The sequence below is a fragment of the Chryseobacterium sp. NRRL B-14798 genome (assembly GCF_050470705.1).
GTDB lineage: Bacteria > Bacteroidota > Bacteroidia > Flavobacteriales > Weeksellaceae > Chryseobacterium > Chryseobacterium cupriresistens.
On record NZ_JBFLUL010000005.1, the window covers coordinates 1,817,082 to 1,830,004 of the forward strand.

A 12,923-nucleotide genomic window follows, 5' to 3' on the forward strand; every position below is an offset into this window, starting at 1 on the left:
AAACAAATAAAAATATTATGAAAACGATTCTTAAATCTGCAACTGTACTTGTTGCTACCATGACGATCTCAATGAATGCCTTTGCACAGGAGGCTAAAAAACCTGCCAGCCCTCCGGCTACGGCTACGGGAAAAATTAAAGATGCCAACATTACAATAAACTATAGCAGCCCTTCTGTGAAAGGACGTACAATCTGGGGCGGTCTGGAAGCTTATGATAAAGTTTGGCGGGCGGGAGCGAATGAAGCAACTACCTTCGAAACGGATAAAGATATTACCGTTCAGGGTAAAAAACTGCCTGCCGGAAAATACAGCTTTTTCTTAATCCCTAAACAAAGCGGAACCTGGACAGCCATTTTTAACAAAGAACCAAAACAATGGGGAGCTTATAAATATGAACAAGCTAAAGATGCTTTACGTGTTGATGTAAAAACAAAAGCTTTGCCAGCAACACAGGAAACTTTAGTTTATAAAATAAACAGTAATGGATTTACAATGGATTGGGACAAAATCTCAGTTCCTGTAGAGATAAAATAATTTGAATTACAAATTAAAATCCCGGTTTATCCGGGATTTTTTGTTTACAATTTTGATATTGTATAAGGCTGCTGTTGCAGTTCTAATCATTTCCTGTTTAAGTTTTAAAATGCAGAACAGTCTCAATTACATTATAATACAGCCTCTGACCATTCCTCAGCCATCTTTTCAACATAATCTACAAAATTGTCAACATCTTGTATTGTGTAAAAAGTGTATTCAGGCTGATCTTCAAGGGGATCAACATTCTCAAACCAATGATCATGTGCAAATAAAAGTACCTTCCCTGAATTCTTTTCATACATTGTCATATTGCCATTAGCTTCCAGGGCAAAGCAAATGAAGTCATTATATTGTATCGGTTGTTTGTGTTCTTCTTCACAAAGATTTTCATAATATTCTTCCCATTCGCCGATTCCCGTCATGCAGGCAGATTTTAAGAATAAATAGTCCTGATTATTAGTCAGGGCCGGTTCGGGCTGATGATAAGATTCTGAAATCCCGCCTATCTCTTTAAGTAATAATTCATGTTCTTTTGCTAACACAATATTATCCGTATCTTCTAACTCAATTTTGGTTAACCATCCACAGCTTTTATTGTACTTATTGGTCCATGAGAACAATCGGTAGGGATTATTGTTTACACTAAATTCCAGTTTTCTGGCCCTTTGAATAAGTTGAGATAATTTAGGGAATGTTGATGTAAAATTATCGGAAAGATTCAGAACTGATTCTGTATCATACAATGTAACAAGATCATTTGGCCTGATAAACCAATTGATGTCTTTTTTAAATGTTTCAAAGTCTAAATTCATTTGATTTTGATTGAATAAACAATAAATATAGGGAAGAAAATAATAATTGAGTTACTTACATCGAAATTAGAGTATATCAACTGGAAATGAAACGGTCAAAAGTAGATTTTACAGAAAGCCGTGCTTACGCTTCAAAGGGATTCTGAAATACGGTAATAATCTGTAAATCATTAAGATGTAGTACTTTGAAATATAACCCAGTACATTCAGGTTTATTGAAATATTAACCCGTTATTTTCAGAGATTGAATGAGTCCGTCAGACAATTGAAAATGATATTTTAAAACAATTGGGCTGCCCGGAAATGTTCCCGAAGCTTCCGCCGATAAGATGTTTTCACTTTCGTTATAATCTAATGGTTTCATACTGGCTTTGTAATCTTTGTTGGCTTTGTCAATCCAGCTTTCAATTTCTGCTTTTCCGGTGTGGGTTTTGCCTTCATCAAATACCTCTGCATTTTCAGCAAAACAATTTGCATAGGCTGCACTGTTAAATTCGTTTTGGGCTTTCACCAATTCTGAAATAATGTTTGGTAAATTCATTGTATGGTATTTTAAGATGATTAAATTGTCGGCACTGTACCGCCATCGATTATAAATTCAGTTCCGGTTAAATAACTGGCTCTTGGTGAAACAAGAAAACCAACTAATTCAGCTACTTCTTTCGGTTCGGCAGGTCTTCCGAAAGGTATTCCGCCCAATGCATCCATAACGCTGTTTTGCGCTTCTTCTATAGTACTGTTTGCGTTTCTCGCAATTTCACCCAGCCAGGCTTCCGAAGCTGTTGTATTGATCCACCCTGGTGAAACAGCCAATACCCGAACACCTTTTGGGGTAACTTCGTTCGATAAACTTTTACTATAGTTTCTCAGTCCTGCTTTTGCAGCCGCATAGGGTAAGGTTGAATCATAAAGGGGTAATTTACCCTGGATGGAAGCGATGTGAATAATTACACCATTTTTTCGTTCTATCATTTGTGGTAAAAACCCTCTGTCTAAACGAACCGGAGCAAGCAAATTAGCTTGTAAGGTTGATACCCAATCTTCATCGGTTAATGCTGCAAATCCACCAGCGGGTGTTGATGAAGAACCCAGGTTGTTCACAAGAATGTCCAGTCTCCCATAAGCCGACAGCACTTCGCTGATGACTTGTTGGGTTCCTTCTGCTTTACTCAAATCGGCAGGAATGAAATGCAGGTTGCTGTTTTCTTTTTCAGGCGCGTTTCTCGCAGTTATTATAACCGTTGCACCAGCTTGCAGCAGTCTTTCTGCGATTGCTTTGCCGGTTCCTTTTGTTCCGCCTGTTACTAAGGCAATTTTACCTTGAAGTTCGTTGTTGTAATTAAATAGATTTTCCATTGTTAAATTCTTTGATACAAATTTCCGAAGTATCACTTTTTCAGGCAATAACGGAAAACCGAATTGCATAGGGATAATTTTTTCCCCTATTGTGCAATTTGGCACATTGGATTAAATTTGTGTATGCATGAAAGAAAAATACCCTTGAATTTAAACTGTGGTCTTGACCTTATCGGTGAAGTCCTTTACGGTAAATGGAAAATCCGTCTGCTGTGGTTTATCAATGAGGGTCATCTGCGCCCAAGTGAATTACAGCGTAAAATTCCGGATGCTTCGAGACGCGTTTTAAATATCCAGTTAAAAGAACTTGAAGAGCACGAACTTGTTACAAAGAAAATTTATGCTCAGGTTCCACCAAAAGTTGAATATTCTCTCACAGATTTTGGAAAGACATTGATTCCGATAATTTCTGCACTGGGATATTGGGGTGATGAAAATGAAGAGAGGCTGAGAAGAGTGATTTTGAACAGGATGGGTGAGAAGGGTTGAAATGAAGATTTAAAAATTTTTGTTACTACTTCTATCAATTTATAAATAAAATGCGGTTAATTGTTCTTTTAATTACACGAATTAATTTCATCAATTATTATTTAGCCCCTTCAAAATATTTATACAATCATGATTAAATATACTAAAAATTTTAAACGAATAGTCTGAAATAAAAATGGCTCAATTTGGATTAAGTTGAAGCTGTTTTAATCTTTATGACCCCAACAGGATTATCTTTGAACACTTATAAGGTGATTGAGTTCGTTTAAACCAAATTAAGTAAGAACTGAAAAGTTCATTTTTATAACGTCGTTTTCCTTAAAATAAAACTTCTGCAATTTAATTATAAGAACCTAAAACTGGCAAACTAAGTACGGCTAGTCTTCAGGTGGTTTTTGTAAATCTTATATAGAACTTGAATAAATATCCAAAGAGTATTATTTAACGAATTCAAGGTATGTATCGAACAGATAAGAGTCGGATTATTTAATTATCAGTCCATTGCTTTAGTACAATTGCATTAGTTATTTCAAATAAATTGTCTCAATTTTAGATGTATTTAGTTGTTTTTTTTATAATAAAGAGCTGATAATTTGATGATTGTGTTAATTTTTGCGCTTGCTTTGTTTTGTGTAATTATCTATTATGTTGTTGTTTTTTTTAAATATTATTTATTATTTTTTATCATTTAACATTTATTTAATTGTATTTTTGGATTATTTTATTATTTTTGAATGTGTGAGTTTTTTGTTGACTTTTTTAAAATTTTGATTATTTTCTAATATATGTAGCAGGGTTGTTAGATTCTGTTAATGATGAAGCTGGTTAAAGTTTTATATTCATTATTTTTAATTACAAAAGACACAAAGGTTTTAAATACTTACGTTTTAAGAGTCAGATTTTATGTATAATAAGTACACTTAAATTTTGTGAAAATCTTTGGTTTTCATTTTATGTGCACTTTTATGCATTTTTATTTTAAGCTTACTTAAGTGAACTCAAGTGTTTTAAAATGAAACCTTTTGTGGTTTTGTAAAGGTTATTTTAGAAAACAAGTGTTTTATCTTCAATGAATTTGGATTGAAACTCTTCTAATTGCCCAGTTAAATGTAATGATACTTCCTAAGCTACTATAAAAGGAACTATAGCAGTAAGGACTTTATACAAATCAGAAGCTGACCAACTGTAGTAAATTATAATTATGTCTATGCAAAAGATAACTTTATTTTTTTTATCCCTTATCAAAATTATTTTCGCACAGGAAGGGATAGGTGTAATTAATAATAATTTATATGTTTCAATGGATGTAGGGGCAAAAAGTATTTCTTTTCAGGAAAATAAGAAGGGTATATTATTCCTGGCAGTGAAGAGGATATTATTAATCTTTTTTTTGTTTTTGTCCGGTATATTCTATACTCAGAAATGGTCTCCTGAACAAATAGACCGTTTACAAAACAAAATAGGAAGCCAATACATTCAGAAAGGCAGAATTCATGATGGGATTGAACAAACTAAAAAGTCAATAGAATTGTCAGAGGAAATAAATTATACAAAAGGCAAGGCAAGAGGATATATTCATATGGTAAATTTTCTTCATTCCTTGGGAAAGTACAATGAAGAACAGCTATACCTGCAAAAGGCGGAAGCTTTGTATAATACATTTGAAGACGATCCTGCATTACTCTCAGCATTTTTTGCTGCTTACGGAAAAAACTACCAGGAATTAGGATTAATAGCAAAATCCAACGAAAGCTTTGATAAAGCACTTCAAGAAGCTGTGAAAATAAAAGATAAACAGCGAAAGAGAAAACGTCTTCATTATATTTATGGGTGTAAAGCTATAAACTTCGGACTGATTGAATATAATGATTCCATGTACTATTATATACACAAAGCTTATAAAATTTTACCAAGAGTAGTGGAAGCAACTAATCTTACAAGCTATTTTCTCGAAAATAAGAAAAATCCTGATTCTGCAAAATTTTATCTTGACGAGGCTGAAGGTTTACTTAAAAACTCTACGGAGACATTTGACTTTTTGGTATTTAATTATATGTCCGGACAGTATTATGAAAGTATAAAAAACTACAATAAGGCTTTGGAGTTCTACGAAAAATCTCTCGCTTTATCAATTAAGATGAACAGACCCAAAAACATGATGAAGAATTACAAAGAAATAGCTGAAATATATAATCTTCAGAATAATCTTTATAAAGCCAATGAATATCTGAAAAAATATACAAAAATTAGGGATAGCTTTGAGAAAGGTAATTTGATTGCTTTACAGACCTCTGGAAAAAAAATCATAGATGATGAAAAGAAACAGATCCAAGATTCGAATAAGAAATGGTATTACATAATTACAGGATTATTTTCAGGGATAACTATTCTAATAGTTTTACGATGCTTTGGATATTACAACAAAATACAGAAAAAGGATCTGTTGTTGAAAGAGAGTACAACAACTATTTGGCAAAAAGATTTACAGGTGAAAGTATTAGAGCAAAAAGTAAATGAAACTTTTGATGAAATAATACAATTGGCAAAAGAAAACCATCCCGAATTCTGGGGACGTTTTCAAGAAGTATATCCTGATTTTCGTAGTAAAATTCTCAGTATTAATCCTACTTTAAAAGTTTCCGAACTCGTCTTATCGGCTTATATTTATTTAGGGTTTAATACAAAAGATATTGCTAATTATACCTTTAAGGCTGTCCAGACGATAAAAAATAATAAATATAATCTAAGAAAAAGATTAAATATCCCTGCACAGGAAGATATAGTAGTTTGGATAAGAAATAAGACGGATAAAGAAATTAATATTTAGAAAGGATTTCAAATACTTCTGAAAAGAGAATATGACTCTTGGGTTAAATAGTGTTTTCTGATAATATATTTTCTACGCTAATTTTATTAAGGTACTTTGTGGGTGCCTTATTTCTTTTGATTTAATCGATGAATTGTTTTGCTTCGTCCCTTTAAAACTTGGAGCTTTAGATTCTTTCATATAAAAAAGCGCAAATGAAAAATAACGGATATTCTGGTCTTAGTAAAACTTATGATTACAGCAAGATAAAAGTATAGAGATACAATATATAAAGATTATATCAGCGACTTTATATTGTATCGTAATGAATATTGTCTTGAAGTAGTACTATTAAGCTGTCTATTGGCACGAGTTGGAACCAGATATTCAACTTGCAAAGAATAACAGTCCAGAATTTTGGGTGCTTTGTTAGGAACAGTTCCCTGACTTTCGGAAAAAGACCCTGGAACTACATGCCAATCTTAAAGTTTCTTAACTTATCTTCTGTGCATATATTTTTCAAGCCTTACAACGAAATATATAGCAAGCATATATTTAGAGCAATACAGATCATCAGGAACAAAAAAATAATTTAAGAAAGAGGATTAAAGTTCCTGATGGGGATGATTCAACTCTATGGTTCGGGAAAATTAGAATAAAAGGTTTTGTGTTTGATTATCAGTGTTTTGTAATGTTAAGTACTTCGTTGGTACCTGGCTTTTTTTGCATATATAAAGTAATTTCATGTGATTTGCATTAAGTAACACTGTAATTATTTGCACGGTTACGAATACAGTTTAAGATGAAAAATTATAATTATATCCTTCTTAGTAAGGTATAATTAAAGGTAAAACACAATTCTAAAAACATACACATGCAAAAAAAATTTATTATGTATGGAGCTATATTAGTTCCAATGTTCCACCTAGCTCAAGTGGGGATTAGAACAACTTCTCCCATTGCAAGCCTTCATATGGAGCCGACAAGTATTTCGGCTCCTACGGGGATGGATGGGATCTTGATTCCCAGAGTAAAATCATTTCCTATTGCTCAGTCGAAGGGGCATACTATTTTTTTATTTCAGAACGCTACACTTCCGGATGGTTTTTATTATTGGGATGGCATAAGCTGGGTTTCCTTTCTTAGTAGTTATAACCGGCTGTATGATGATAGTATTTATGCAGTAACAGGAGTTGGTTATTCTGCTTCCGGAAATACAGAGAATAATGTATTATTTAATACATTAAAGGCATATAATACCACAGGTTTTTCTGTTTCAGGTAATCAGATTACTGTAGGAAAAAGCGGAACCTATCTGGTCAGTTTTAATTCAGCATTAAAAAAAAACGTCGGTACAGTTAATGAGAATAGAGCAATTTATACTTATAGAATAAAAAAGAACGGATTAACAGTTTTGACAACTTCCAATTCGATAACTAATGAAGGTACAACAGCAACCAGCGTGGCGCTTAGTGGAATTTTAAATCTGGCTCAGAATGATGTTATAATAGTGACAGTACAAAAAACTACTGAGACGGGAAGTACATCATACACAGGTTATGGAACCAACTGTATTACAATGACATATCTGAATGATTAATCTTTAATGTAATGAAAAAGATAACTTTATTTTTCTTAATGCTTGCTGTAGAATGTTTGTCTGCTCAGAATGGGATAGGTATAAACACCAGTGCTCCGCAGGCTCTGCTGGATATACAGGCAAAAAATACTGATACTCCGGAAAACTCTGCAGGTATGTTATTCCCAACTGTAAGTCGATTTTCATCTGTGGATCCTGCTCAGATTCAGAATGGAATGCTGGTTTTTTTGGATAACGCAATTACGGCAGGTTTTGAGGGGTACTATTTCTGGGATGATCCCAAAAAACTATGGCAGTATTTATTCCAGACTAAGATTTTAGGAAAGAATCTATTTAAGACGATTGCTTCAGGAAATGGATTTCCTGTAATTTCCAATAGTGACACAAATACTAATGCTTGGTTTAAAACCTCCTTTACAGGTTTGAAAGCTCCGGATGCAAATTACACATTACAGAATGGCGATGTAGTTGTAGGGAAAACTGGAAATTATTCAGTATTCTTTACCGGTGGTGTATATAAAAATACAGGTGATACTGGGGCAACGGTAACAGAAGTGGGAATTTTTATAGATAACGGGGCTTCTCCTGTTCTTATAGCTAAATCACCATTACCGTCAGCAGATAATGCTAAAAGAAGTACCAATCATACGATTTCAAATATTATAACATTAACTAAAGGGCAGAGAATATCAGTACAGACACGGAGAACCAGTTCATGTACTACGGAAGTTGGGCCGGAGTCTGTTTATACACTAACCTTGTCTTATTTGGATTAATAATTATGAAAAATATATCAACTTTACTTATACTTGCTAACTTTTTTTGTTTTAGCTTTCTAAGCTCCCAGGTTGGGATCAATACCAATGCTGCTAAAACCACATTAGAAGTTAAAACAAGAGATAAAGATAATCCTTTAAGTAACGAAGGAGTAATCGTACCAAGGGTAACATCACTGAATGTAACAAGTGCCAAACCACATGGATTATTGGTTTTCCTTGACTTTGAAGATCCGCTCACTGAGGCTATTGAAAGAGGGTTTTATTGGTGGAATAATACAAGTAATACATGGATTCCCATTCTTTCTATGAATAAAATGACCAAGGACAAAACCATTACCTATGTAAGCTGTAAAAATGTATTTGATGAAGGACCCTTAACTTCTGTTTCAACCAATGTAAGAACTCTTGGTTTTGACGGTACTACACTTATTGCTAATGATACAGGTAACTTTGCAGTCAATACAGCCGGAGAACTGGTTGTGCAAAAAGCAGGTACTTATCATGTTCAGGGTGTAATTTCTCTTCATAGCATTACAAATGGTAATAATCCTGCCAGAGATGCCTATGAGGGAATCATTTTGGTAAATGGTGCAGAGCCTGTACCTAATCTGCGCACTGCATACGGGTTTCCCAGCGGGCCAAATGTTCTTGACAGCAACACAGCCATTTCCGGGTTTGTGACTTTAAATGTAAATGACAGGATCCGATTTTCCATAAACAGATATTATAAAGACCCTACTTTTACAGATGCTGCTACAATCACCCCCAATGGTACGCTTTCTAATCTTACGTTGCGCTATATGGGCAATTTTTAAAAAAAATATTAATAAAGTGTAAAAGCTGGATAATAAAAAATACACAATAAAAAAATACAATTATTGGTAAACTGTTTTGATTCCTGCTTTTTATTTTGGTCAAGTCTTACTGGTAAACGGAACCATTATATAACACGGGATTCAATATAGATAAAAATAGTGTTCTTAACTTTCATATTACCGCCAAAAATTTCTTTAGAGGTTATTTCATAATGCCTATGCATCGATAAAACACGTAAAATTTATTTAAACACATGAAAAATTTATTCTTATTCTGTACAATCCTGATTCTTGGATTTTACAAATCTCAAGTAGGTATTAATACTCCAATACCTAAAGCTACATTAGATGTGGAAGGACAAGCCGCAAGTCCAACCGTAACAGATGGTTTTATACCTCCCAGATTAACAGGAGATCAGTTAAAAGCAAAAGATAACGTTTATTCAACTAATCAAACAGGTTCTATTGTTTATGTTACAGCAGCAACAAATTCACCTTCGGCGAAAACAATCAATGTAACAGCTGTAGGATATTACTTTTTTGATGGCACTATATGGAAATCCCTTGTTACCCCGGCTTCTGGTGGTACACTACTAGGATATAGTGCATTAGTATATGGTAATAGTGTTCCATGGACTGTTGACAATGTTATTACTACCTTTGATATAAGTCAGGGAAGTGGTAATCTTTCATCATGGAGAACAAATAATACCACACTTACTGTTCCTGCTAATCAAGGGGGAACATATATAATCTCATATACTGCAGGGCTGTTAATAAATGGGAATGTTCCCACCACTTATTCTTTCATGGCTTTTCCAACTAAGAACGGCGTTCAGATAGGCAATCGTTCCACGACCGCAGTACCTGGAGGGGCAGGAACAAATTATGCAAATGAAACCGTTTCCAATACCTGGAGTGTAATAGTAGATTTAGTACCTGGGGATCAGATTCAAATGAGAGGATTTACTTATACTGCTTCTGGTACTCCTGTTTCTTTCAGAGTAGTACGTTTATCATTAGAAAGAGTAAATTAGTTTTAGTAAAAAAATAAAAAAATACGAAATATAAAGCCTAATAAATATTATTGATTTTAATTTCATATCATTTACATTACAGATAAAACACTAGAATGAAAAAAAATTACCTATTGTTGTTTTGTTTTTAAACTGCATAGTACATGCATAAGTGGAAATAAATACTTCCTGTACATGTGAAATTACAATATTCAGCTATTGTAACCGGAATGGTTTCTTTAAACGCTGGCAATCCATTTAATTTGGTAGTGTTTCTAAGTTACATAATACTCTAGTTACGGCCATCGGAGGATACTCATTTACCTATACAATAGTCTGGGCTAAAGTTATTATTCAGTGTCACTGGATTGTAGAAATTAGGATTCTTTCATAAAGCTTGTAAATGCTTTTTTTAATTAGTTGCAACCTGATCTACAAACACAGTAATGCTATATATTGAATAGATTGTTCTTTTGGACAATCTATTTTTTATAATAAAATATTCAAACATATGATCTGCAAATATTGCTTTAATATTCCGTTAAGTAATTAAAAATCGTTTGTTGCTTTGATAAATAGGCTGCCGGCTTATTAGTAAAGTCAATATCATAATCTTTTTTGACTTCGTTTTTATCTTTTGAATTATTGATCTTTAATAATCAGAATTTACAATGGGAACTATAGTGTGTTTGATATTTCCCCAAAAAGTAGAATTTGACGGAAAAAGTTTTCAAACACCTAAAATGAATATCGTTGCTCAGTATATACACCACTATAACAACGGATTAGGAATAAAAAAAACCGACATCAAAGAATGAAATCTTCAAATGTCGGTCTTGTGACCTCGACAGGATTCAAACCTGTAACCTTCTGAGCCGTAATCAGATGCGCTATTCAGTTGCGCCACGAGGCCTTTTGTTATCTTGTTGTTTAACGGTTGCAAATATACCACTTTTTTCCGTTCTTTGAAACATGAAACAGAAAATTTTACTTTTATTTACGGTCTTCTCGCTAATTGCCTGTAAAAGAGAATCAAAAATTTCGTCCTCAGATTGGACAAATATCTCAAACCGCACCCAATTTAAGGAACATAATGGTACCCTGGAGCTAAAATCGGGTAATTTTACTTACAATTTTAAGCAAAATCAAACTCCATTCAAAAAAATAATCCTGCTGAATGCAAGTATGGCCGGATATATTTCGGAGCTTGGAGCGGAAAATGTAATCATAGGAGTTTCCAGTCCGGAGTATATTTATTCAGAAAAAATTCAGAATCTGATTAAAGAAGGAAAAATTCAGAATGTAGGAAGCGAACAAAAGTATGATGTGGAAAAGATCATCTCTATGAAACCGGATGCTATTTTTACCAATCATATTGCCAGTTTTGATAATACTTATGAGCTTTTAAAGAATAACGGTATCCAGGTAATATTTCTGGATGAATATATGGAACAGAAACCTTTGGAAAAAACGGCTTACATCAAGATTTTCGGAGAGTTTTTAGGAAAAGAAAAAGAAGCAGCAACCAAATATCAGGAAGTGGAGAAAAACTATAACGATCTGAAGCAGCTTGCATCAAAAGCAAAAGAAAAACCTGTTGTACTTGCCAATGAGATGTATGGAGATGTCTGGTATCTTCCGGGAGGAAATACTTCCGTGGCTCATTATATTTCAGATGCCCATGCGAATTATATCATGAAGGATAATAAAGACGAAAAAGCATTGACAATGAGTTTTGAGGAAGTATATGCCAAAGCCGGTGGTGTTCAGTACTGGGTAAATGCAGGAAGCCATGCTTCGAAAAAAGAAATGCTTGGCATGAATCCTTTCTATGGGAAACTGGATGTATTCAATAAAGGGAAAATATATACCATTGCCGGAAAAGAAAAACTGAAAGCCAATGATTTTTTTGAAAGCGGTGTGATAAGGGCAGATCTGATCCTTAAAGATTATATTAAGATCTTCCATCCGGAACTTTTACCGGATTATCAGCTTACTTATATGAAAGAATTGCAGTAACTCGTACTATTTGCTTATTTTTGCCTTTCCTTTTTATCAAGTTATGTGGAAAAAAATTAAACAGCTTATCTTCATCATTCTTGTTCTGAATGTAGTTTTTATCATCTGGGGTAGATTTTTTAATCCTCCCATCACTCTTACCCAGATTGGAGGACTTTTTGAATATGGAAAACTGCACAGGGATTACATTTCCTATGACGAAATGGGAAACAATGTGAAAAAAGCCGTAATTGCCTCAGAAGATCAGAAATTTTTTGTTCATGACGGTTTCGATTATACAGCCATTGAAAAGGCGATGAAATATAATGAGAAAGGCAAAAAAATAAGAGGTGGAAGCACCATTTCCCAGCAGACGGCAAAGAATGTATTTCTCTGGCAGGGCAGAAGCTGGGTAAGAAAAGGACTGGAAGCGGTGTATACTTTCATCATCGAAAAAGTATGGACAAAAGATATTATCCTTGAAAGATACCTGAATTCCATAGAAATGGGGCAGGGAGTATTTGGAGTGGAAGCTGCGGCACAATATTATTTTGGCAAATCATCCAAAGATTTAAGTGTCTCAGATGCAGCGTGGATTGCTGCTGTATTGCCTAATCCAAAGAAGTATGATCCTAAAAATCCATCCCCATATCTGAGAAAGAAACATAATTGGATTATGAGACAGATGAGGAATGTGAGTTTGAAATAGTATC

12 protein-coding genes and 1 tRNA gene are annotated in these 12,923 nt (G+C 33.8%); 9 read left to right on the top strand and 4 right to left on the bottom strand.

The window, feature by feature from the left end; translation table 11 throughout:
* Positions 1 to 17: 17 nt before the first annotated feature.
* Entirely contained in the window at positions 18 to 536 is a 519-nt protein-coding gene (locus tag AB1278_RS08520) for a DUF2911 domain-containing protein (RefSeq protein WP_110010501.1), read from the top strand.
* 131 nt (positions 537 to 667) lie between these two features.
* Here the strand turns inward: AB1278_RS08520 and AB1278_RS08525 are convergent, their stop codons facing one another.
* The 3 genes from AB1278_RS08525 to AB1278_RS08535 all read right to left on the bottom strand — a co-directional run bounded on the left by AB1278_RS08525 (position 668) and on the right by AB1278_RS08535 (position 2,776).
* A complete protein-coding gene (locus AB1278_RS08525) occupies positions 668 to 1,351 on the bottom strand; it encodes a hypothetical protein (RefSeq protein ID WP_429813713.1) in 684 nt (227 codons plus the stop codon).
* A 223-nt stretch (positions 1,352 to 1,574) separates the two neighbouring features.
* Entirely contained in the window at positions 1,575 to 1,892 is a 318-nt protein-coding gene (locus AB1278_RS08530; RefSeq protein ID WP_429813716.1) for a nuclear transport factor 2 family protein, read from the bottom strand.
* 20 nt (positions 1,893 to 1,912) lie between these two features.
* Entirely contained in the window at positions 1,913 to 2,776 is an 864-nt protein-coding gene (locus tag AB1278_RS08535; RefSeq protein ID WP_429813719.1) for an SDR family oxidoreductase, read from the bottom strand.
* A gap of 75 nt (positions 2,777 to 2,851) precedes the next feature.
* Between AB1278_RS08535 and AB1278_RS08540 the strand changes: the two genes are divergently transcribed.
* The 6 genes from AB1278_RS08540 to AB1278_RS08565 all read left to right on the top strand — a co-directional run bounded on the left by AB1278_RS08540 (position 2,852) and on the right by AB1278_RS08565 (position 10,233).
* Positions 2,852 to 3,196: a winged helix-turn-helix transcriptional regulator gene (locus AB1278_RS08540; RefSeq protein WP_228406526.1), complete on the top strand. Its 345-nt coding sequence runs from the start codon at positions 2,852 to 2,854 to the stop codon at positions 3,194 to 3,196.
* A gap of 1,207 nt (positions 3,197 to 4,403) precedes the next feature.
* A complete protein-coding gene (locus AB1278_RS08545; RefSeq protein WP_202839358.1) occupies positions 4,404 to 6,023 on the top strand; it encodes a tetratricopeptide repeat protein in 1,620 nt (539 codons plus the stop codon).
* Positions 6,024 to 6,876: 853 nt separating this feature from the next.
* Positions 6,877 to 7,602 carry a hypothetical protein gene (locus AB1278_RS08550; protein ID WP_202839360.1) on the top strand — a complete coding sequence of 242 codons (726 nt, stop codon included), beginning with the start codon at positions 6,877 to 6,879 and terminating at the stop codon, positions 7,600 to 7,602.
* A gap of 11 nt (positions 7,603 to 7,613) precedes the next feature.
* Positions 7,614 to 8,378 (top strand): hypothetical protein, encoded by a 765-nt coding sequence (locus AB1278_RS08555; protein WP_202839361.1) that lies wholly within the window; start codon positions 7,614 to 7,616, stop codon positions 8,376 to 8,378.
* Between the two features lie 5 nt (positions 8,379 to 8,383).
* A complete protein-coding gene (locus AB1278_RS08560) occupies positions 8,384 to 9,196 on the top strand; it encodes a hypothetical protein (protein WP_343639032.1) in 813 nt (270 codons plus the stop codon).
* A 350-nt stretch (positions 9,197 to 9,546) separates the two neighbouring features.
* Positions 9,547 to 10,233: a hypothetical protein gene (locus AB1278_RS08565; protein ID WP_202839363.1), complete on the top strand. Its 687-nt coding sequence runs from the start codon at positions 9,547 to 9,549 to the stop codon at positions 10,231 to 10,233.
* Positions 10,234 to 11,051: 818 nt separating this feature from the next.
* Here AB1278_RS08565 and AB1278_RS08570 read toward each other — a convergent pair.
* Positions 11,052 to 11,125: transfer RNA gene (locus AB1278_RS08570), tRNA-Arg, on the bottom strand.
* A gap of 59 nt (positions 11,126 to 11,184) precedes the next feature.
* On the opposite strand from AB1278_RS08570, the gene AB1278_RS08575 reads away from it, so the two are divergent.
* Positions 11,185 to 12,231 (top strand): ABC transporter substrate-binding protein, encoded by a 1,047-nt coding sequence (locus AB1278_RS08575; RefSeq protein WP_343639030.1) that lies wholly within the window; start codon positions 11,185 to 11,187, stop codon positions 12,229 to 12,231.
* Between the two features lie 43 nt (positions 12,232 to 12,274).
* On the top strand, positions 12,275 to 12,919 hold the full coding sequence (mtgA, locus tag AB1278_RS08580; protein WP_110010517.1) for a monofunctional biosynthetic peptidoglycan transglycosylase: 645 nt from the start codon (positions 12,275 to 12,277) through the stop codon (positions 12,917 to 12,919).
* Positions 12,920 to 12,923: the final 4 nt, after the last annotated feature.

Bases quoted from the DNA above. Each gene is read 5' to 3' on its own strand.
- AB1278_RS08545 (WP_202839358.1), top strand. From the start codon at position 4,404: ATGCAAAAGATAACTTTATTTTTTTTATCCCTTATCAAAATTATTTTC.
- AB1278_RS08535 (WP_429813719.1), bottom strand. From the start codon at position 2,776: ATGCAATTCGGTTTTCCGTTATTGCCTGAAAAAGTGATACTTCGGAAA.
- AB1278_RS08550 (WP_202839360.1), top strand. From the start codon at position 6,877: ATGCAAAAAAAATTTATTATGTATGGAGCTATATTAGTTCCAATGTTC.
- AB1278_RS08575 (WP_343639030.1), top strand. From the start codon at position 11,185: ATGAAACAGAAAATTTTACTTTTATTTACGGTCTTCTCGCTAATTGCC.
- AB1278_RS08520 (WP_110010501.1), top strand. From the start codon at position 18: ATGAAAACGATTCTTAAATCTGCAACTGTACTTGTTGCTACCATGACG.
- AB1278_RS08530 (WP_429813716.1), bottom strand. From the start codon at position 1,892: ATGAATTTACCAAACATTATTTCAGAATTGGTGAAAGCCCAAAACGAA.
- AB1278_RS08555 (WP_202839361.1), top strand. From the start codon at position 7,614: ATGAAAAAGATAACTTTATTTTTCTTAATGCTTGCTGTAGAATGTTTG.
- mtgA (WP_110010517.1), top strand. From the start codon at position 12,275: ATGTGGAAAAAAATTAAACAGCTTATCTTCATCATTCTTGTTCTGAAT.
- AB1278_RS08560 (WP_343639032.1), top strand. From the start codon at position 8,384: ATGAAAAATATATCAACTTTACTTATACTTGCTAACTTTTTTTGTTTT.
- AB1278_RS08525 (WP_429813713.1), bottom strand. From the start codon at position 1,351: ATGAATTTAGACTTTGAAACATTTAAAAAAGACATCAATTGGTTTATC.